Here is a 24,234-nt window from a genome sequence, read left to right as displayed (position 1 = left end):
CGCCTCGACCCCGGTCCCGTCCAGGTCAAGCCGCAGCGGCAGCGTGTTGATGAACAGACCCATCGCGCGGTCGCCACCCGCCCCGCCATGCATGCGGCCGAACAGCACCGTGCCGAACACCACCTGCTCGCGGTCGCTGCTGCGCGCCACCACCTGCCCCCAGGCCAGATGGCACAGGCTCGCCAGGCTCACCCCCAGCCGCCGCGCCTGGCTGCGCAATCGCGCGTTGAGCGCCTGCGGCAGCATGCGCCGCGCCTCATGAGCCCCGCGGCCCTCGCCGTGGACCTCGCTCAGCCCAAACGGCGTGGTCGGCTCAGCGATGTCCCCCAGCATCGTCCGGAAGAACTCTTCATGCGCCTCTGCACCCACGCCAAGCCGTGCCGCCGCCACCAGGTTGCGGAACGGCTGCGGGGCTGCCAGCTCATGCTCGCGTCCCTCCAGCACGGCCCGGACCTCGGCATGCATCACCTCCAGCGTGGTGTGATCCCCGATCAGATGATGCTGCAGCTCCAGCAGCAGCCAGCGCGCACTGCCGGGCTCGCGCGCAATCACAAACCGCAACAAGGGCGCCCGGCCAAGCTCGATGCGCTGCCGGCGCGGATCAAACCGATCCTTAAGCTGCGCGGCGCCAGGACCACCAGACCCGTCCAGCTCGACCTCGCTCACCTCCAGCGGCGCGTTCCGCCACACCACCTGGGCCGGGCGCGACAGCCCTTCCCAGACAAACGACGTCCTCAGGATATCGTGCCGACCCACCACCCGCTGAACCGCGGCAAGATAGCGCTCGAGCAGGTCACGATCGGCAAACGCCATCTGCGAGACCAGCAGGTACGGATCGCCCTTTGTCGCCAACAGATGATGGAACAGGATGCCGTCCTGCAGCGGCGACAAGCCATAAATGTCCTGGATGTTGCCGACGCCGCCCGGCACCGTGACGACGATCCGCGCGATCTCGTCCTGCGTCAGCTCGATCAGCGGCAGCATCTCTGGCCTGATCGCCGCACTCTGTTCGCTGATCAGGTTGGCCGGGACCGCCACCTCGTGATGACTGCCGAGGCTCGCGGCCAGATCCGCCAGCACGGGCTTTGCAAACAAGGTCCGCACCTCGACCCCCAGCGACCGCCGCCGCAGCCGCTCCATCAGCTGCACCGCCAAGAGCGAGTGGCCGCCCAGTTCGAAGAAGTGGTCGTGGCGTCCGACCCGCTCCACACCGAGAAGCTCGGCCCAGATCTGCGCCAGCGCCGTCTCGATCTCGCCCTGCGGCGGCGCGTAAGCGCGATGCGCATACGCCTCATCCGCAGGTGCCGGCAGCGCCTGGCGGTCGAGCTTGCCGTTCACCGTCAGCGGCAGCGCCGCCAGCCGCACGAACGCCGCCGGCACCATGTAGTCCGGCAGGTGCGCGCCCACATGCGCCCGCAACGTCGCGGCCAGCTCAGCGCCAGCGCCATCCGGCTCATCCGATCGAGCTTCAGGCGCGCACACCACATAGGCCACCAGCCGCTTCTCGCCGGCGCCATCCTGCTGCGCCACCACCACCGCATCGCGCACCCAGGCATGCTCGATGAGCCGCGCCGCAATCTCCCCCGGCTCGATCCGGAAGCCGCGGATCTTCACCTGGTCGTCGTTGCGGCCCAAAAACTCAAGATTGCCGTCCGGCAGGTAGCGCGCCAGATCGCCAGTGCGGTACAGCCGGTCGCCGTCCACAAACGGGCTGGCGATGAACCGCTCCGCCGTCAGCTCCGGCCGGTTCAGATAGCCGCGCGCCACCCCCGCCCCGCCAATGTAAAGCTCACCCGCCGCGCCAAACGGAACCGGCACACCATGACCGTCCAGCAGGTACACCCGCGTGTTCGCAATCGGACGGCCAATCGGGACAATGGCTCCATCAAAGCCAGCAGGCACCGGATAGCAGAGACTGAAGGTGGTGTTCTCTGTCGGGCCGTAGGCATTTGAGATCCGCAGCGTCGGATGTCGCTTCTGGCATGCTCTAACGGAAGTGACGGAGACCTCTTCGCCTCCGACCAGCAGTTGCTGCAGCCGATCAGTGCCGCGCCCCTCTGCGGTATAGGTATCGAACAACCGGGCAGTCATCCAGGCGATGGTGATGCCTTGATCTTGGATGATCTGGGCCAGCGTTGCTGTCGAGAGGTAGCGTTCAGGATAGAGCACAACACTCGCACCGTTTGCTAAGGCTCCCCAGAGCTCGAACGTGGTCGCGTCGAATGTCGGCGAGGATGCGTTGAGAAAGACGTCCTGCGGCGAGATCTCGACGAAGTCGTTCCCCGCCACTAGACGCACCAGGCTCCGATGCTCGGCCATGACGCCCTTGGGCGTTCCGGTGGATCCGGAGGTGTAGATCACATAGGCCAGATGGCGCGAGGTCAGGCCGAGCGCGCACGGGTCGGGATCGGTGGCCGGCAGCGCCGCCCAGGCCGGGCTCGCCGCCGCCAGATCCACTACCGTCAGATCGCGTAGCGCATCGGCGCCCAGCGCCGATCGTCCCGCCGCATCGGCCAGCAGCAGCGACGGCGCCGCATCCGCAAGCACCTGGCGCAGCCGCGCGCTCGGATAGGCCGGGTCCAGCGGCAGATAGGCCCCACCCGCCTTCAGGATCGCCAACAGCCCCACCACCATCATCGGACTGCGCTGTAGGCAGATCGCCACCGGCTGGTCCGGCGTCACCCCAATTGCGATCAGATGATGCGCCAGCTGGTTGGCCCGCGCATTGAGCTCGCCATAGCTGACGCGCTCCTCCGCGCACACCACCGCCACCGCATCCGGCGCACGGCGCACCTGGGCCTCGAACAGCTCATGGATGCACTGCTGCTCAGGATACGTCACCGCCGTCCGGTTCAGCGCCTCCAACAGGTACGCCCGCTCGTCAGGGGGCAGGATGTCCAGCTCCCGCACCGGCGTGGTCGGCGCCCGCTCCAGCGCCTCCGCCAGTTGCGCGAGCGTGTGCTGCATGTAGCCGCAGACCCGATCCGCTGAGACGCCCTCCGCCACCTGCGCCGTCAGCCCGAGTGCCTCGCCAAAATCCTCCACCGACAAGATCAGCGGATAGTTGGTGCGCTCCTCCCCGCCCAGCCATTCCACGCCGGACAGCGCATCATCGGCTGCGGAGGCGGAGATCGCCGCCGGCGTGTTGTGGCGGTAGTTCAACAGCGCGCTGAACAGCGGCGCCGGCGCCGCAACGCCGCTGCAGCGTTGCGCCAGCGCCAGCGAGGCATGCTCATGTGCGAGCAGCTCGGCCAGCCGCGCGTGGGTGGTCCGCACGCTCGCCTCGACCCCGGTCCCGTCCAGGTCAAGCCGCAGCGGCAGCGTGTTGATGAACAGACCCATCGCGCGGTCGCCACCCGCCCCGCCATGCATGCGGCCGAACAGCACCGTGCCGAACACCACCTGCTCGCGGTCGCTGCTGCGCGCCACCACCTGCCCCCAGGCCAGATGGCACAGGCTCGCCAGGCTCACCCCCAGCCGCCGCGCCTGGCTGCGCAATCGCGCGTTGAGCGCCTGCGGCAGCATGCGCCGCGCCTCATGAGCCCCGCGGCCCTCGCCGTGGACCTCGCTCAGCCCAAACGGCGTGGTCGGCTCAGCGATGTCCCCCAGCATCGTCCGGAAGAACTCTTCATGCGCCTCTGCACCCACGCCAAGCCGTGCCGCCGCCACCAGGTTGCGGAACGGCTGCGGGGCTGCCAGCTCATGCTCGCGTCCCTCCAGCACGGCCCGGACCTCGGCGTGCATCACCTCCAGCGTGGTGTGATCCCCGATCAGATGATGCTGCAGCTCCAGCAGCAGCCAGCGCGCACTGCCGGGCTCGCGCGCAATCACAAACCGCAACAAGGGCGCCCGGCCAAGCTCGATGCGCTGCCGGCGCGGATCAAACCGATCCTTAAGCTGCGCGGCGCCAGGACCACCAGACCCGTCCAGCTCGACCTCGCTCACCTCCAGCGGCGCGTTCCGCCACACCACCTGGGCCGGGCGCGACAGCCCTTCCCAGACAAACGACGTCCTCAGGATATCGTGCCGACCCACCACCCGCTGAACCGCGGCAAGATAGCGCTCGAGCAGGTCACGATCGGCAAACGCCATCTGCGAGACCAGCAGGTACGGATCGCCCTTTGTCGCCAACAGATGATGGAACAGGATGCCGTCCTGCAGCGGCGACAAGCCATAAATGTCCTGGATGTTGCCGACGCCGCCCGGCACCGTGACGACGATCCGCGCGATCTCGTCCTGCGTCAGCTCGATCAGCGGCAGCATCTCTGGCCTGATCGCCGCACTCTGTTCGCTGATCAGGTTGGCCGGGACCGCCACCTCGTGATGACTGCCGAGGCTCGCGGCCAGATCCGCCAGCACGGGCTTTGCAAACAAGGTCCGCACCTCGACCCCCAGCGACCGCCGCCGCAGCCGCTCCATCAGCTGCACCGCCAAGAGCGAGTGGCCGCCCAGTTCGAAGAAGTGGTCGTGGCGTCCGACCCGCTCCACACCGAGAAGCTCGGCCCAGATCTGCGCCAGCGCCGTCTCGATCTCGCCCTGCGGCGGCGCGTAAGCGCGATGCGCATACGCCTCATCCGCAGGTGCCGGCAGCGCCTGGCGGTCGAGCTTGCCGTTCACCGTCAGCGGCAGCGCCGCCAGCCGCACGAACGCCGCCGGCACCATGTAGTCCGGCAGGTGCGCGCCCACATGCGCCCGCAACGTCGCGGCCAGCTCAGCGCCAGCGCCATCCGGCTCATCCGATCGAGCTTCAGGCGCGCACACCACATAGGCCACCAGCCGCTTCTCGCCGGCGCCATCCTGCTGCGCCACCACCACCGCATCGCGCACCCAGGCATGCTCGATGAGCCGCGCCGCAATCTCCCCCGGCTCGATCCGGAAGCCGCGGATCTTCACCTGGTCGTCGTTGCGGCCCAAAAACTCAAGATTGCCGTCCGGCAGGTAGCGCGCCAGATCGCCAGTGCGGTACAGCCGGTCGCCGTCCACAAACGGGCTGGCGATGAACCGCTCCGCCGTCAGCTCCGGCCGGTTCAGATAGCCGCGCGCCACCCCCGCCCCGCCAATGTAAAGCTCACCCGCCGCGCCAAACGGAACCGGCACACCATGACCGTCAAGCAGGTACACCCGCGTGTTCGCAATCGGACGGCCGATCGGGACAATGGCTCCATCAAATCCATCCGGGCAGCTCCACGTCGTCGCACAGACTGTCCCTTCGGTAGGTCCATAGGCGTTGACAATAGATGCTGCAGGCAGGCGTCGGATGAGTTCAGCCTTCGGCAGCTCTCCAGCAAGAATGAGAGCCTGCGACGCCAAATATTCCACATTCCTGCCTTCCTGAAGCAATGCTGGAGGCAACGTCGCATGGGTGATGGCTTCGCTTCGCAGATAATCCGATAGCTTGTTACCTGCTTGACGGAGCTCATCCGCAGGCAAATGCAATGCGGCTCCTGAGCCCAATGCCATAACCAGCTCCGAGGCGCTGGCATCAAAACCAAAGGAGGCGAACTGCACCACGCGACTGTTTGAACAAACGCCAAAAAGCCTGATCTGAGCCAGCCCCAGATTGACCAGGCCGCGATGCTCGACCATGACGCCCTTGGGGGGGCCTGACGAGCCCGAGGTGTAGATCACATAGGCCAGATGGCGCGAGGTCAGGCCGAGCGCGCACGGGTCGGGATCGGTGGCCGGCAGCGCCGCCCAGGCCGGGCTCGCCGCCGCCAGATCCACTACCGTCAGATCGCGTAGCGCATCGGCGCCCAGCGCCGATCGTCCCGCCGCATCGGCCAGCAGCAGCGACGGCGCCGCATCCGCAAGCACCTGGCGCAGCCGCGCGCTCGGATAGGCCGGGTCCAGCGGCAGATAGGCCCCACCCGCCTTCAGGATCGCCAACAGCCCCACCACCATCATCGGACTGCGCTGTAGGCAGATCGCCACCGGCTGGTCCGGCGTCACCCCAATTGCGATCAGATGATGCGCCAGCTGGTTGGCCCGCGCATTGAGCTCGCCATAGCTGACGCGCTCCTCCGCGCGCACCACCGCCACCGCATCCGGCGCACGGCGCACCTGGGCCTCGAACAGCTCATGGATGCACTGCTGCTCAGGATACGTCACCGCCGTCCGGTTCAGCGCCTCCAACAGGTACGCCCGCTCGTCAGGGGGCAGGATGTCCAGCTCCCGCACCGGCGTGGTCGGCGCCCGCTCCAGCGCCTCCGCCAGTTGCGCGAGCGTGTGCTGCATGTAGCCGCAGACCCGATCCGCTGAGACGCCCTCCGCCACCTGCGCCGTCAGCCCGAGTGCCTCGCCAAAATCCTCCACCGACAAGATCAGCGGATAGTTGGTGCGCTCCTCCCCGCCCAGCCATTCCACGCCGGACAGCGCATCATCGGCTGCGGAGGCGGAGATCGCCGCCGGCGTGTTGTGGCGGTAGTTCAACAGCGCGCTGAACAGCGGCGCCGGCGCCGCAACGCCGCTGCAGCGTTGCGCCAGCGCCAGCGAGGCATGCTCATGTGCGAGCAGCTCGGCCAGCCGCGCGTGGGTGGTCCGCACGCTCGCCTCGACCCCGGTCCCGTCCAGGTCAAGCCGCAGCGGCAGCGTGTTGATGAACAGACCCATCGCGCGGTCGCCACCCGCCCCGCCATGCATGCGGCCGAACAGCACCGTGCCGAACACCACCTGCTCGCGGTCGCTGCTGCGCGCCACCACCTGCCCCCAGGCCAGATGGCACAGGCTCGCCAGGCTCACCCCCAGCCGCCGCGCCTGGCTGCGCAATCGCGCGTTGAGCGCCTGCGGCAGCATGCGCCGCGCCTCATGAGCCCCGCGGCCCTCGCCGTGGACCTCGCTCAGCCCAAACGGCGTGGTCGGCTCAGCGATGTCCCCCAGCATCGTCCGGAAGAACTCTTCATGCGCCTCTGCACCCACGCCAAGCCGTGCCGCCGCCACCAGGTTGCGGAACGGCTGCGGGGCTGCCAGCTCATGCTCGCGTCCCTCCAGCACGGCCCGGACCTCGGCATGCATCACCTCCAGCGTGGTGTGATCCCCGATCAGATGATGCTGCAGCTCCAGCAGCAGCCAGCGCGCACTGCCGGGCTCGCGCGCAATCACAAACCGCAACAAGGGCGCCCGGCCAAGCTCGATGCGCTGCCGGCGCGGATCAAACCGATCCTTAAGCTGCGCGGCGCCAGGACCACCAGACCCGTCCAGCTCGACCTCGCTCACCTCCAGCGGCGCGTTCCGCCACACCACCTGGGCCGGGCGCGACAGCCCTTCCCAGACAAACGACGTCCTCAGGATATCGTGCCGACCCACCACCCGCTGAACCGCGGCAAGATAGCGCTCGAGCAGGTCACGATCGGCAAACGCCATCTGCGAGACCAGCAGGTACGGATCGCCCTTTGTCGCCAACAGATGATGGAACAGGATGCCGTCCTGCAGCGGCGACAAGCCATAAATGTCCTGGATGTTGCCGACGCCGCCCGGCACCGTGACGACGATCCGCGCGATCTCGTCCTGCGTCAGCTCGATCAGCGGCAGCATCTCTGGCCTGATCGCCGCACTCTGTTCGCTGATCAGGTTGGCCGGGACCGCCACCTCGTGATGACTGCCGAGGCTCGCGGCCAGATCCGCCAGCACGGGCTTTGCAAACAAGGTCCGCACCTCGACCCCCAGCGACCGCCGCCGCAGCCGCTCCATCAGCTGCACCGCCAAGAGCGAGTGGCCGCCCAGTTCGAAGAAGTGGTCGTGGCGTCCGACCCGCTCCACACCGAGAAGCTCGGCCCAGATCTGCGCCAGCGCCGTCTCGATCTCGCCCTGCGGCGGCGCGTAAGCGCGATGCGCATACGCCTCATCCGCAGGTGCCGGCAGCGCCTGGCGGTCGAGCTTGCCGTTCACCGTCAGCGGCAGCGCCGCCAGCCGCACGAACGCCGCCGGCACCATGTAGTCCGGCAGGTGCGCGCCCACATGCGCCCGCAACGTCGCGGCCAGCTCAGCGCCAGCGCCATCCGGCTCATCCGATCGAGCTTCAGGCGCGCACACCACATAGGCCACCAGCCGCTTCTCGCCGGCGCCATCCTGCTGCGCCACCACCACCGCATCGCGCACCCAGGCATGCTCGATGAGCCGCGCCGCAATCTCCCCCGGCTCGATCCGGAAGCCGCGGATCTTCACCTGGTCGTCGTTGCGGCCCAAAAACTCAAGATTGCCGTCCGGCAGGTAGCGCGCCAGATCGCCAGTGCGGTACAGCCGGTCGCCGTCCACAAACGGGCTGGCGATGAACCGCTCCGCCGTCAGCTCCGGCCGGTTCAGATAGCCGCGCGCCACCCCCGCCCCGCCAATGTAAAGCTCCCCGACCGCGCCAAACGGAACCGGCGCACCATGACCGTCCAGCAGGTACACCCGCGTGTTCGCAATCGGACGGCCAATCGTCTCGACGACAGTCTCTCCCCGTCGCATGCAAATCCAGGTCGAGTACGTCGTGGTTTCCGAAGGCGCGTACAGATTGCAGATCTTCTCGACCCGACTGCTCTCGAAAGCCTTCTCTATGAGGCCTGCCTGCAGCCGCTCGCCCGCCAAATTGATGACCCTTGTCGAGGGCGGCACGGCTTTGTTATCGACCAGAGCGGCGATCGCCGAGGGGACTGTGTTGATCAAGGAGACATCCAAGGACGTCTGCCCCAGCGTCAACGCACTTTCGACAAGATAAAGCGTGCTTCCTTGTGACAGCGGAACGAAGCACTCATAGATCGACAGATCAAAACTGATCGAGGTGGAGAACAGCATGCGGCTGGTCTCCTCCGCAAACACGCCGCTGCTCCAATGCAGCAGGTTCACGGTGCTCGCATGCTCAATCATGACGCCCTTGGGCGTTCCGGTGGATCCGGAGGTGTAGATCACATAGGCCAGATGGCGCGAGGTCAGGCCGAGCGCGCACGGGTCGGGATCGGTGGCCGGCAGCGCCGCCCAGGCCGGGCTCGCCGCCGCCAGATCCACTACCGTCAGATCGCGTAGCGCATCGGCGCCCAGCGCCGATCGTCCCGCCGCATCGGCCAGCAGCAGCGACGGCGCCGCATCCGCAAGCACCTGGCGCAGCCGCGCGCTCGGATAGGCCGGGTCCAGCGGCAGATAGGCCCCACCCGCCTTCAGGATCGCCAACAGCCCCACCACCATCATCGGACTGCGCTGTAGGCAGATCGCCACCGGCTGGTCCGGCGTCACCCCAATTGCGATCAGATGATGCGCCAGCTGGTTGGCCCGCGCATTGAGCTCGCCATAGCTGACGCGCTCCTCCGCGCACACCACCGCCACCGCATCCGGCGCACGGCGCACCTGGGCCTCGAACAGCTCATGGATGCACTGCTGCTCAGGATACGTCACCGCCGTCCGGTTCAGCGCCTCCAACAGGTACGCCCGCTCGTCAGGGGGCAGGATGTCCAGCTCCCGCACCGGCGTGGTCGGCGCCCGCTCCAGCGCCTCCGCCAGTTGCGCGAGCGTGTGCTGCATGTAGCCGCAGACCCGATCCGCTGAGACGCCCTCCGCCACCTGCGCCGTCAGCCCGAGTGCCTCGCCAAAATCCTCCACCGACAAGATCAGCGGATAGTTGGTGCGCTCCTCCCCGCCCAGCCATTCCACGCCGGACAGCGCATCATCGGCTGCGGAGGCGGAGATCGCCGCCGGCGTGTTGTGGCGGTAGTTCAACAGCGCGCTGAACAGCGGCGCCGGCGCCGCAACGCCGCTGCAGCGTTGCGCCAGCGCCAGCGAGGCATGCTCATGTGCGAGCAGCTCGGCCAGCCGCGCGTGGGTGGTCCGCACGCTCGCCTCGACCCCGGTCCCGTCCAGGTCAAGCCGCAGCGGCAGCGTGTTGATGAACAGACCCATCGCGCGGTCGCCACCCGCCCCGCCATGCATGCGGCCGAACAGCACCGTGCCGAACACCACCTGCTCGCGGTCGCTGCTGCGCGCCACCACCTGCCCCCAGGCCAGATGGCACAGGCTCGCCAGGCTCACCCCCAGCCGCCGCGCCTGGCTGCGCAATCGCGCGTTGAGCGCCTGCGGCAGCATGCGCCGCGCCTCATGAGCCCCGCGGCCCTCGCCGTGGACCTCGCTCAGCCCAAACGGCGTGGTCGGCTCAGCGATGTCCCCCAGCATCGTCCGGAAGAACTCTTCATGCGCCTCTGCACCCACGCCAAGCCGTGCCGCCGCCACCAGGTTGCGGAACGGCTGCGGGGCTGCCAGCTCATGCTCGCGTCCCTCCAGCACGGCCCGGACCTCGGCATGCATCACCTCCAGCGTGGTGTGATCCCCGATCAGATGATGCTGCAGCTCCAGCAGCAGCCAGCGCGCACTGCCGGGCTCGCGCGCAATCACAAACCGCAACAAGGGCGCCCGGCCAAGCTCGATGCGCTGCCGGCGCGGATCAAACCGATCCTTAAGCTGCGCGGCGCCAGGACCACCAGACCCGTCCAGCTCGACCTCGCTCACCTCCAGCGGCGCGTTCCGCCACACCACCTGGGCCGGGCGCGACAGCCCTTCCCAGACAAACGACGTCCTCAGGATATCGTGCCGACCCACCACCCGCTGAACCGCGGCAAGATAGCGCTCGAGCAGGTCACGATCGGCAAACGCCATCTGCGAGACCAGCAGGTACGGATCGCCCTTTGTCGCCAACAGATGATGGAACAGGATGCCGTCCTGCAGCGGCGACAAGCCATAAATGTCCTGGATGTTGCCGACGCCGCCCGGCACCGTGACGACGATCCGCGCGATCTCGTCCTGCGTCAGCTCGATCAGCGGCAGCATCTCTGGCCTGATCGCCGCACTCTGTTCGCTGATCAGGTTGGCCGGGACCGCCACCTCGTGATGACTGCCGAGGCTCGCGGCCAGATCCGCCAGCACGGGCTTTGCAAACAAGGTCCGCACCTCGACCCCCAGCGACCGCCGCCGCAGCCGCTCCATCAGCTGCACCGCCAAGAGCGAGTGGCCGCCCAGTTCGAAGAAGTGGTCGTGGCGTCCGACCCGCTCCACACCGAGAAGCTCGGCCCAGATCTGCGCCAGCGCCGTCTCGATCTCGCCCTGCGGCGGCGCGTAAGCGCGATGCGCATACGCCTCATCCGCAGGTGCCGGCAGCGCCTGGCGGTCGAGCTTGCCGTTCACCGTCAGCGGCAGCGCCGCCAGCCGCACGAACGCCGCCGGCACCATGTAGTCCGGCAGGTGCGCGCCCACATGCGCCCGCAACGTCGCGGCCAGCTCAGCGCCAGCGCCATCCGGCTCATCCGATCGAGCTTCAGGCGCGCACACCACATAGGCCACCAGCCGCTTCTCGCCGGCGCCATCCTGCTGCGCCACCACCACCGCATCGCGCACCCAGGCATGCTCGATGAGCCGCGCCGCAATCTCCCCCGGCTCGATCCGGAAGCCGCGGATCTTCACCTGGTCGTCGTTGCGGCCCAAAAACTCAAGATTGCCGTCCGGCAGGTAGCGCGCCAGATCGCCAGTGCGGTACAGCCGGTCGCCGTCCACAAACGGGCTGGCGATGAACCGCTCCGCCGTCAGCTCCGGCCGGTTCAGATAGCCGCGCGCCACCCCCGCCCCGCCAATGTAAAGCTCCCCGACCGCGCCAAACGGAACCGGCGCACCATGACCGTCCAGCAGGTACACCCGCGTGTTCGCAATCGGACGGCCAATCGTCTCGACGACAGTCTCTCCCCGTCGCATGCAAATCCAGGTCGAGTACGTCGTGGTTTCCGAAGGCGCGTACAGATTGCAGATCTTCTCGACCCGACTGCTCTCGAAAGCCTTCTCTATGAGGCCTGCCTGCAGCCGCTCGCCCGCCAAATTGATGACCCTTGTCGAGGGCGGCACGGCTTTGTTATCGACCAGAGCGGCGATCGCCGAGGGGACTGTGTTGATCAAGGAGACATCCAAGGACGTCTGCCCCAGCGTCAACGCACTTTCGACAAGATAAAGCGTGCTTCCTTGTGACAGCGGAACGAAGCACTCATAGATCGACAGATCAAAACTGATCGAGGTGGAGAACAGCATGCGGCTGGTCTCCTCCGCAAACACGCCGCTGCTCCAATGCAGCAGGTTCACGGTGCTCGCATGCTCAATCATGACGCCCTTGGGCGTTCCGGTGGATCCGGAGGTGTAGATCACATAGGCCAGATGGCGCGAGGTCAGGCCGAGCGCGCACGGGTCGGGATCGGTGGCCGGCAGCGCCGCCCAGGCCGGGCTCGCCGCCGCCAGATCCACTACCGTCAGATCGCGTAGCGCATCGGCGCCCAGCGCCGATCGTCCCGCCGCATCGGCCAGCAGCAGCGACGGCGCCGCATCCGCAAGCACCTGGCGCAGCCGCGCGCTCGGATAGGCCGGGTCCAGCGGCAGATAGGCCCCACCCGCCTTCAGGATCGCCAACAGCCCCACCACCATCATCGGACTGCGCTGTAGGCAGATCGCCACCGGCTGGTCCGGCGTCACCCCAATTGCGATCAGATGATGCGCCAGCTGGTTGGCCCGCGCATTGAGCTCGCCATAGCTGACGCGCTCCTCCGCGCACACCACCGCCACCGCATCCGGCGCACGGCGCACCTGGGCCTCGAACAGCTCATGGATGCACTGCTGCTCAGGATACGTCACCGCCGTCCGGTTCAGCGCCTCCAACAGGTACGCCCGCTCGTCAGGGGGCAGCAGCTCAATCCGCCCGACCTCTTGCTGCGCATCGGCAACCATCGCCCGCAGCAGCGCCAGCAGATACCCCCGCTGTCGCTCGATCGTCGCCTGATCAAACAGCGCCGTGGCATAACCCAGCGTCCCGGCGATCACCTCGCCATGTTCGCAAAGGTTCAGCTCCAGATCGAACTTGACCTGATCGAACCCCTGCCCCGCAGCCTCCACCAGCAGCCCGGGAAGGTCGAAGGACGGGATGGCGTTGTTCTGCCAGGCCAGCATCACCTGGAACAGCGGGGTGTGATCAAGATGCCGTGGCGGCTGCACGATCTCCACCACCTGCTCAAACGGCAGGTCCTGATGCTCCTGTGCTCCCAAGGCCGTGCGCCGCGTCCGCTCCAACAGCTCCGCCACGCTCGGCGCGCCCGACAGGTCGAGGCGAAGCGCCAGGGCGTTGACGAAGAACCCGATCAACCCTTCGAGCTCGCACCGACCTCGATTGGCGCTCGGCACCCCGATCACAATGTCGTCCTGCCCCGACAGACGCAACAGCACCGCCGCCCACGCCGCCAACACCGTCATGAACAAGGTCGTGCCATGCTGCCGGCTCAGCCGCTTCAGATCCCGCGTCAGATCCGCATCGATCACGACAGGCAGGTTGGCCCCGGCAAACGACTGCTCTGCCGGCCGAGGCCGATCTGTCGGCAGCGCCAGACGGGCCGGCGCGCCAGATAGATTGTTGCGCCAATACTGCGCCTGGCGCTGCAGCCGTTCCCCCGACAGCCACTGCCGCTGCCAGGCGGCATAGTCCGGATACTGGATCGCAAGCGGCGGCAGCGGATCGTCCTGCCCAGCTACGAACGCCCGGTACAGCTGACTGAGTTCGCGCACCAAGACGCCCAGCGACCAGCCATCGGAGACAATGTGATGCTGGGTCAGCAGGAACACGTGCTCCCCATCCGAGGTGCGGATCAGGCGGCCCCGGATCAGCGGCCCGCGCGCCAGATCAAACGGCGTGCGCGCCTCTTCCCGGCACAGATCCAAAAGCGCCGCGTCCGCATCCGGCCTGTCCCGCAGATCGTGCTCGAGCACCGGCAGCCCCGCATCCGGCGGCAGCACCTCAACCCAGGGCTTGCCCTCCGGCGCGACAAAGACGCTACGCAGCGCCTCATGACGCGCCAACACACGGTCAAGGCTGCGCCGCCAGGCGCGGCGGTCGAGCACGCCGCGCAGCCGCAAGGCCAGCGGCACGTGATAGCTCGTGCTATCCTGATCCAGCTGCGCCAAAAACCACAGCCGCTGCTGCGCAAACGACAGCACAAGCGGTTCATCACGCGACACGCCGACAATCGCCGGCAGGTCTTGCGGACCGCAGCGGCTCAACATCTCGACAATGTTCGTCGCCAGATCGGCCAGCACCGGTTTGGCAAACAGCGCCGCCAGCGGCAGCGCTACACCCAGCGCCTGCGACAGCCGGCTCAAGAACTGCACCGCCAAGAGCGAGTGGCCGCCCAGTTCGAAGAAGTGGTCGTGGCGTCCGACCCGCTCCACACCGAGAAGCTCGGCCCAGATCTGCGCCAGCGCCGTCTCGATCTCGCCCTGCGGCGGCGCGTAAGCGCGATGCGCATACGCCTCATCCGCAGGTGCCGGCAGCGCCTGGCGGTCGAGCTTGCCGTTCACCGTCAGCGGCAGCGCCGCCAGCCGCACGAACGCCGCCGGCACCATGTAGTCCGGCAGGTGCGCGCCCACATGCGCCCGCAACGTCGCGGCCAGCTCAGCGCCAGCGCCATCCGGCTCATCCGATCGAGCTTCAGGCGCGCACATCACATAGGCCACCAGCCGCTTCTCGCCGGCGCCATCCTGCTGCGCCACCACCACCGCATCGCGCACCCAGGCATGCTCGATGAGCCGCGCCGCAATCTCCCCCGGCTCGATCCGGAAGCCGCGGATCTTCACCTGGTCGTCGTTGCGGCCCAAAAACTCAAGATTGCCGTCCGGCAGGTAGCGCGCCAGATCGCCAGTGCGGTACAGCCGGTCGCCGTCCACAAACGGGCTGGCGATGAACCGCTCCGCCGTCAGCTCCGGCCGGTTCAGATAGCCGCGCGCCACCCCCGCCCCGCCAATGTAAAGCTCACCCGCCGCGCCAAACGGAACCGGCGCACCATGACCGTCCAGCAGGTACACCCGCGTGTTCGCAATCGGACGGCCAATCGGGACAATGGCTCCATCAAAGCCAGCAGGCACCGGATAGCAGAGACTGAAGGTGGTGTTCTCTGTCGGGCCGTAGGCATTTGAGATCCGCAGCGTCGGATGTCGCTTCTGGCATGCTCTAACGGAAGTGACGGAGACCTCTTCGCCTCCGACCAGCAGTTGCTGCAGCCGATCAGTGCCGCGCCCCTCTGCGGTATAGGTATCGAACAACCGGGCAGTCATCCAGGCGATGGTGATGCCTTGATCTTGGATGATCTGGGCCAGCGTTGCTGTCGAGAGGTAGCGTTCAGGATAGAGCACAACACTCGCACCGTTTGCTAAGGCTCCCCAGAGCTCGAACGTGGTCGCGTCGAATGTCGGCGAGGATGCGTTGAGAAAGACGTCCTGCGGCGAGATCTCGACGAAGTCGTTCCCCGCCACTAGACGCACCAGGCTCCGATGCTCGGCCATGACGCCCTTGGGGGTGCCTGACGAGCCCGAGGTGTAGATCACATAGGCCAGATGGCGCGAGGTCAGGCCGAGCGCGCACGGGTCGGGATCGGTGGCCGGCAGCGCCGCCCAGGCCGGGCTCGCCGCCGCCAGATCCACTACCGTCAGATCGCGTAGCGCATCGGCGCCCAGCGCCGATCGTCCCGCCGCATCGGCCAGCAGCAGCGACGGCGCCGCATCCGCAAGCACCTGGCGCAGCCGCGCGCTCGGATAGGCCGGGTCCAGCGGCAGATAGGCCCCACCCGCCTTCAGGATCGCCAACAGCCCCACCACCATCATCGGACTGCGCTGTAGGCAGATCGCCACCGGCTGGTCCGGCGTCACCCCAATTGCGATCAGATGATGCGCCAGCTGGTTGGCCCGCGCATTGAGCTCGCCATAGCTGACGCGCTCCTCCGCGCACACCACCGCCACCGCATCCGGCGCACGGCGCACCTGGGCCTCGAACAGCTCATGGATGCACTGCTGCTCAGGATACGTCACCGCCGTCCGGTTCAGCGCCTCCAACAGGTACGCCCGCTCGTCAGGGGGCAGGATGTCCAGCTCCCGCACCGGCGTGGTCGGCGCCCGCTCCAGCGCCTCCGCCAGTTGCGCGAGCGTGTGCTGCATGTAGCCGCAGACCCGATCCGCTGAGACGCCCTCCGCCACCTGCGCCGTCAGCCCGAGTGCCTCGCCAAAATCCTCCACCGACAAGATCAGCGGATAGTTGGTGCGCTCCTCCCCGCCCAGCCATTCCACGCCGGACAGCGCATCATCGGCTGCGGAGGCGGAGATCGCCGCCGGCGTGTTGTGGCGGTAGTTCAACAGCGCGCTGAACAGCGGCGCCGGCGCCGCAACGCCGCTGCAGCGTTGCGCCAGCGCCAGCGAGGCATGCTCATGTGCGAGCAGCTCGGCCAGCCGCGCGTGGGTGGTCCGCACGCTCGCCTCGACCCCGGTCCCGTCCAGGTCAAGCCGCAGCGGCAGCGTGTTGATGAACAGACCCATCGCGCGGTCGCCACCCGCCCCGCCATGCATGCGGCCGAACAGCACCGTGCCGAACACCACCTGCTCGCGGTCGCTGCTGCGCGCCACCACCTGCCCCCAGGCCAGATGGCACAGGCTCGCCAGGCTCACCCCCAGCCGCCGCGCCTGGCTGCGCAATCGCGCGTTGAGCGCCTGCGGCAGCATGCGCCGCGCCTCATGAGCCCCGCGGCCCTCGCCGTGGACCTCGCTCAGCCCAAACGGCGTGGTCGGCTCAGCGATGTCCCCCAGCATCGTCCGGAAGAACTCTTCATGCGCCTCTGCACCCACGCCAAGCCGTGCCGCCGCCACCAGGTTGCGGAACGGCTGCGGGGCTGCCAGCTCATGCTCGCGTCCCTCCAGCACGGCCCGGACCTCGGCATGCATCACCTCCAGCGTGGTGTGATCCCCGATCAGATGATGCTGCAGCTCCAGCAGCAGCCAGCGCGCACTGCCGGGCTCGCGCGCAATCACAAACCGCAACAAGGGCGCCCGGCCAAGCTCGATGCGCTGCCGGCGCGGATCAAACCGATCCTTAAGCTGCGCGGCGCCAGGACCACCAGACCCGTCCAGCTCGACCTCGCTCACCTCCAGCGGCGCGTTCCGCCACACCACCTGGGCCGGGCGCGACAGCCCTTCCCAGACAAACGACGTCCTCAGGATATCGTGCCGACCCACCACCCGCTGAACCGCGGCAAGATAGCGCTCGAGCAGGTCACGATCGGCAAACGCCATCTGCGAGACCAGCAGGTACGGATCGCCCTTTGTCGCCAACAGATGATGGAACAGGATGCCGTCCTGCAGCGGCGACAAGCCATAAATGTCCTGGATGTTGCCGACGCCGCCCGGCACCGTGACGACGATCCGCGCGATCTCGTCCTGCGTCAGCTCGATCAGCGGCAGCATCTCTGGCCTGATCGCCGCACTCTGTTCGCTGATCAGGTTGGCCGGGACCGCCACCTCGTGATGACTGCCGAGGCTCGCGGCCAGATCCGCCAGCACGGGCTTTGCAAACAAGGTCCGCACCTCGACCCCCAGCGACCGCCGCCGCAGCCGCTCCATCAGCTGCACCGCCAAGAGCGAGTGGCCGCCCAGTTCGAAGAAGTGGTCGTGGCGTCCGACCCGCTCCACACCGAGAAGCTCGGCCCAGATCTGCGCCAGCGCCGTCTCGATCTCGCCCTGCGGCGGCGCGTAAGCGCGATGCGCATACGCCTCATCCGCAGGTGCCGGCAGCGCCTGGCGGTCGAGCTTGCCGTTCACCGTCAGCGGCAGCGCCGCCAGCCGCACGAACGCCGCCGGCACCATGTAGTCCGGCAGGTGCGCGCCCACATGCGCCCGCAACGTCGCGGCCAGCTCAGCGCCAGCGCCATCCGGCTCATCCGATCGAGCTTCAGGCGCGCACACCACATAGGCCACCAGCCGCTTCTCGCCGGCGCCATCCTGCTGCGCCACCACCACCGCATCGCGCACCCAGGCATGCTCGATGAGCCGCGCCGCAATCTCCCCCGGCTCGATCCGGAAGCCGCGGATCTTCACCTGGTCGTCGTTGCGGCCCAAAAACTCAAGATTGCCGTCCGGCAGGTAGCGCGCCAGATCGCCAGTGCGGTACAGCCGGTCGCCGTCCACAAACGGGCTGGCGATGAACCGCTCCGCCGTCAGCTCCGGCCGGTTCAGATAGCCGCGCGCCACCCCCGCCCCGCCAATGTAAAGCTCCCCGACCGCGCCAAACGGAACCGGCGCACCATGACCGTCCAGCAGGTACACCCGCGTGTTCGCGATCGGACGGCCAATCGTCTCGACGACAGTCTCTCCCCGTCGCATGCAAATCCAGGTCGAGTACGTCGTGGTTTCCGAAGGCGCGTACAGATTGCAGATCTTCTCGACCCGACTGCTCTCGAAAGCCTTCTCTATGAGGCCTGCCTGCAGCCGCTCGCCCGCCAAATTGATGACCCTTGTCGAGGGCGGCACGGCTTTGTTATCGACCAGAGCGGCGATCGCCGAGGGGACTGTGTTGATCAAGGAGACATCCAAGGACGTCTGCCCCAGCGTCAACGCACTTTCGACAAGATAAAGCGTGCTTCCTTGTGACAGCGGAACGAAGCACTCATAGATCGACAGATCAAAACTGATCGAGGTGGAGAACAGCATGCGGCTGGTCTCCTCCGCAAACACGCCGCTGCTCCAATGCAGCAGGTTCACGGTGCTCGCATGCTCAATCATGACGCCCTTGGGCGTTCCGGTGGATCCGGAGGTGTAGATCACATAGGCCAGATGGCGCGAGGTCAGGCCGAGCGCGCACGGGTCGGGATCGGTGGCCGGCAGCGCCGCCCAGGCCGGGCTCGCCGCCGCCAGATCCACTACCGTCAGATCGCGTAGCGCATCGGCGCCCAGCGCCGATCGTCCCGCCGCATCGGCCAGCAGCAGCGACGGCGCCGCATCCGCAAGCACCTGGCGCAGCCGCGCGCTCGGATAGGCCGGGTCCAGCGGCAGATAGGCCCCACCCGCCTTCAGGATCGCCAACAGCCCCACCACCATCATCGGACTGCGCTGTAGGCAGATCGCCACCGGCTGGTCCGGCGTCACCCCAATTGCGATCAGATGATGCGCCAGCTGGTTGGCCCGCGCATTGAGCTCGCCATAGCTGACGCGCTCCTCCGCGCACACCACCGCCACCGCATCCGGCGCACGGCGCACCTGGGCCTCGAACAGCTCATGGATGCACTGCTGCTCAGGATACGTCACCGCCGTCCGGTTCAGCGCCTCCAACAGGTACGCCCGCTCGTCAGGGGGCAGGATGTCCAGCTCCCGCACCGGCGTGGTCGGCGCCCGCTCCAGCGCCTCCGCCAGTTGCGCGAGCGTGTGCTGCATGTAGCCGCAGACCCGATCCGCTGAGACGCCCTCCGCCACCTGCGCCGTCAGCCCGAGTGCCTCGCCAAAATCCTCCACCGACAAGATCAGCGGATAGTTGGTGCGCTCCTCCCCGCCCAGCCATTCCACGCCGGACAGCGCATCATCGGCTGCGGAGGCGGAGATCGCCGCCGGCGTGTTGTGGCGGTAGTTCAACAGCGCGCTGAACAGCGGCGCCGGCGCCGCAACGCCGCTGCAGCGTTGCGCCAGCGCCAGCGAGGCATGCTCATGTGCGAGCAGCTCGGCCAGCCGCGCGTGGGTGGTCCGCACGCTCGCCTCGACCCCGGTCCCGTCCAGGTCAAGCCGCAGCGGCAGCGTGTTGATGAACAGACCCATCGCGCGGTCGCCACCCGCCCCGCCATGCATGCGGCCGAACAGCACCGTGCCGAACACCACCTGCTCGCGGTCGCTGCTGCGCGCCACCACCTGCCCCCAGGCCAGATGGCACAGGCTCGCCAGGCTCACCCCCAGCCGCCGCGCCTGGCTGCGCAATCGCGCGTTGAGCGCCTGCGGCAGCATGCGCCGCGCCTCATGAGCCCCGCGGCCCTCGCCGTGGACCTCGCTCAGCCCAAACGGCGTGGTCGGCTCAGCGATGTCCCCCAGCATCGTCCGGAAGAACTCTTCATGCGCCTCTGCACCCACGCCAAGCCGTGCCGCCGCCACCAGGTTGCGGAACGGCTGCGGGGCTGCCAGCTCATGCTCGCGTCCCTCCAGCACGGCCCGGACCTCGGCATGCATCACCTCCAGCGTGGTGTGATCCCCGATCAGATGATGCTGCAGCTCCAGCAGCAGCCAGCGCGCACTGCCGGGCTCGCGCGCAATCACAAACCGCAACAAGGGCGCCCGGCCAAGCTCGATGCGCTGCCGGCGCGGATCAAACCGATCCTTAAGCTGCGCGGCGCCAGGACCACCAGACCCGTCCAGCTCGACCTCGCTCACCTCCAGCGGCGCGTTCCGCCACACCACCTGGGCCGGGCGCGACAGCCCTTCCCAGACAAACGACGTCCTCAGGATATCGTGCCGACCCACCACCCGCTGAACCGCGGCAAGATAGCGCTCGAGCAGGTCACGATCGGCAAACGCCATCTGCGAGACCAGCAGGTACGGATCGCCCTTTGTCGCCAACAGATGATGGAACAGGATGCCGTCCTGCAGCGGCGACAAGCCATAAATGTCCTGGATGTTGCCGACGCCGCCCGGCACCGTGACGACGATCCGCGCGATCTCGTCCTGCGTCAGCTCGATCAGCGGCAGCATCTCTGGCCTGATCGCCGCACTCTGTTCGCTGATCAGGTTGGCCGGGACCGCCACCTCGTGATGACTGCCGAGGCTCGCGGCCAGATCCGCCAGCACGGGCTTTGCAAACAAGGTCCGCACCTCGCCCCCCAGCGACCGCCGCCGCAGCCGCTCCATCAGCTGCACCGCCAAGAGCGAGTGGCCGCCCAGTTCGAAGAAGTGGTCGTGGCGTCCGACCCGCTCCACACCGAGAAGCTCGGCCCAAATCTGCGCCAGCGCCGTCTCGATCTCGCCCTGCGGCGGCGCGTAAGCGCGATGCGCATACGCCTCATCCGCAGGTGCCGGCAGCGCCTGGCGGTCGAGCTTGCCGTTCACCGTCAGCGGCAGCGCCGCCAGCCGCACGAACGCCGCCGGCACCATGTAGTCCGGCAGGTGCGCGCCCACATGCGCCCGCAACGTCGCGGCCAGCTCAGCGCCAGCGCCATCCGGCTCATCCGATCGAGCTTCAGGCGCGCACACCACATAGGCCACCAGCCGCTTCTCGCCGGCGCCATCCTGCTGCGCCACCACCACCGCATCGCGCACCCAGGCATGCTCGATGAGCCGCGCCGCAATCTCCCCCGGCTCGATCCGGAAGCCGCGGATCTTCACCTGGTCGTCGTTGCGGCCCAAAAACTCAAGATTGCCGTCCGGCAGGTAGCGCGCCAGATCGCCAGTGCGGTACAGCCGGTCGCCGTCCACAAACGGGCTGGCGATGAACCGCTCCGCCGTCAGCTCCGGCCGGTTCAGATAGCCGCGCGCCACCCCCGCCCCGCCAATGTAAAGCTCCCCGACCGCGCCAAACGGAACCGGCGCACCATGACCGTCCAGCAGGTACACCCGCGTGTTCGCAATCGGACGGCCAATCGTCTCGACGACAGTCTCTCCCCGTCGCATGCAAATCCAGGTCGAGTACGTCGTGGTTTCCGAAGGCGCGTACAGATTGCAGATCTTCTCGACCCGACTGCTCTCGAAAGCCTTCTCTATGAGGCCTGCCTGCAGCCGCTCGCCCGCCAAATTGATGACCCTTGTCGAGGGCGGCACGGCTTTGTTATCGACCAGAGCGGCGATCGCCGAGGGGACTGTGTTGATCAAGGAGACATCCAAGGACGTCTGCCCCAGCGTCAACGCACTTTCGACAAGATAAAGCGTGCTTCCTTGTGACAGCGGAACGAAGCACTCATAGATCGACAGATCAAAACTGATCGAGGTGGAGAACAGCATGCGGCTGGTCTCCTCCGCAAACACGCCGCTGCTCCAATGCAGCAGGTTCACGGTGCTCGCATGCTCAATCATGACGCCCTTGGGCGTTCCGGTGGATCCGGAGGTGTAGATCACATAGGCCAGATGGCGCGAGGTCAGGCCGAGCGCGCACGGGTCGGGATCGGTGGCCGGCAGCGCCGCCCAGGCCGGGCTCGCCGCCGCCAGATCCACTACCGTCAGATCGCGTAGCGCATCGGCGCCCAGCGCCGATCGTCCCGCCGCATCGGCCAGCAGCAGCGACGGCGCCGCATCCGCAAGCACCTGGCGCAGCCGCGCGCTCGGATAGGCCGGGTCCAGCGGCAGATAGGCCCCACCCGCCTTCAGGATCGCCAACAGCCCCACCACCATCATCGGACTGCGCTGTAGGCAGATCGCCACCGGCTGGTCCGGCGTCACCCCAATTGCGATCAGATGATGCGCCAGCTGGTTGGCCCGCGCATTGAGCTCGCCATAGCTGACGCGCTCCTCCGCGCACACCACCGCCACCGCATCCGGCGCACGGCGCACCTGGGCCTCGAACAGCTCATGGATGCACTGCTGCTCAGGATACGTCACCGCCGTCCGGTTCAGCGCCTCCAACAGGTACGCCCGCTCGTCAGGGGGCAGGATGTCCAGCTCCCGCACCGGCGTGGTCGGCGCCCGCTCCAGCGCCTCCGCCAGTTGCGCGAGCGTGTGCTGCATGTAGCCGCAGACCCGATCCGCTGAGACGCCCTCCGCCACCTGCGCCGTCAGCCCGAGTGCCTCGCCAAAATCCTCCACCGACAAGATCAGCGGATAGTTGGTGCGCTCCTCCCCGCCCAGCCATTCCACGCCGGACAGCGCATCATCGGCTGCGGAGGCGGAGATCGCCGCCGGCGTGTTGTGGCGGTAGTTCAACAGCGCGCTGAACAGCGGCGCCGGCGCCGCAACGCCGCTGCAGCGTTGCGCCAGCGCCAGCGAGGCATGCTCATGTGCGAGCAGCTCGGCCAGCCGCGCGTGGGTGGTCCGCACGCTCGCCTCGACCCCGGTCCCGTCCAGGTCAAGCCGCAGCGGCAGCGTGTTGATGAACAGACCCATCGCGCGGTCGCCACCCGCCCCGCCATGCATGCGGCCGAACAGCACCGTGCCGAACACCACCTGCTCGCGGTCGCTGCTGCGCGCCACCACCTGCCCCCAGGCCAGATGGCACAGGCTCGCCAGGCTCACCCCCAGCCGCCGCGCCTGGCTGCGCAATCGCGCGTTGAGCGCCTGCGGCAGCATGCGCCGCGCCTCATGAGCCCCGCGGCCCTCGCCGTGGACCTCGCTCAGCCCAAACGGCGTGGTCGGCTCAGCGATGTCCCCCAGCATCGTCCGGAAGAACTCTTCATGCGCCTCTGCACCCACGCCAAGCCGTGCCGCCGCCACCAGGTTGCGGAACGGCTGCGGGGCTGCCAGCTCATGCTCGCGTCCCTCCAGCACGGCCCGGACCTCGGCATGCATCACCTCCAGCGTGGTGTGATCCCCGATCAGATGATGCTGCAGCTCCAGCAGCAGCCAGCGCGCACTGCCGGGCTCGCGCGCAATCACAAACCGCAACAAGGGCGCCCGGCCAAGCTCGATGCGCTGCCGGCGCGGATCAAACCGATCCTTAAGCTGCGCGGCGCCAGGACCACCAGACCCGTCCAGCTCGACCTCGCTCACCTCCAGCGGCGCGTTCCGCCACACCACCTGGGCCGGGCGCGACAGCCCTTCCCAGACAAACGACGTCCTCAGGATATCGTGCCGACCCACCACCCGCTGAACCGCGGCAAGATAGCGCTCGAGCAGGTCACGATCGGCAAACGCCATCTGCGAGACCAGCAGGTACGGATCGCCCTTTGTCGCCAACAGATGATGGAACAGGATGCCGTCCTGCAGCGGCGACAAGCCATAAATGTCCTGGATGTTGCCGACGCCGCCCGGCACCGTGACGACGATCCGCGCGATCTCGTCCTGCGTCAGCTCGATCAGCGGCAGCATCTCTGGCCTGATCGCCGCACTCTGTTCGCTGATCAGGTTGGCCGGGACCGCCACCTCGTGATGACTGCCGAGGCTCGCGGCCAGATCCGCCAGCACGGGCTTTGCAAACAAGGTCCGCACCTCGACCCCCAGCGACCGCCGCCGCAGCCGCTCCATCAGCTGCACCGCCAAGAGCGAGTGGCCGCCCAGTTCGAAGAAGTGGTCGTGGCGTCCGACCCGCTCCACACCGAGAAGCTCGGCCCAGATCTGCGCCAGCGCCGTCTCGATCTCGCCCTGCGGCGGCGCGTAAGCGCGATGCGCATACGCCTCATCCGCAGGTGCCGGCAGCGCCTGGCGGTCGAGCTTGCCGTTCACCGTCAGCGGCAGCGCCGCCAGCCGCACGAACGCCGCCGGCACCATGTAGTCCGGCAGGTGCGCGCCCACATGCGCCCGCAACGTCGCGGCCAGCTCAGCGCCAGC

Annotated in this window: 1 protein-coding gene (running past both ends of the window); it reads right to left on the bottom strand. The window is 67.8% G+C overall.

This entire window lies inside a single protein-coding gene on the bottom strand: locus HAP54_RS29395, encoding a non-ribosomal peptide synthase/polyketide synthase. The 71,394-nt coding sequence extends 29,106 nt beyond the window's left edge and 18,054 nt beyond its right edge, so the window shows coding positions 18,055–42,288 (codon 6,019, complete, through codon 14,096, complete); the first complete codon in reading order (the gene reads right to left) occupies positions 24,232–24,234. Both the start codon and the stop codon lie outside the window.

Origin of the sequence: Bradyrhizobium sp. 2S1, from assembly GCF_011516625.5 — a bacterium.
Lineage (GTDB): Bacteria > Pseudomonadota > Alphaproteobacteria > Rhizobiales > Xanthobacteraceae > Bradyrhizobium > Bradyrhizobium septentrionale.
This window is presented reverse-complemented; position numbering and strand designations above follow the sequence as displayed.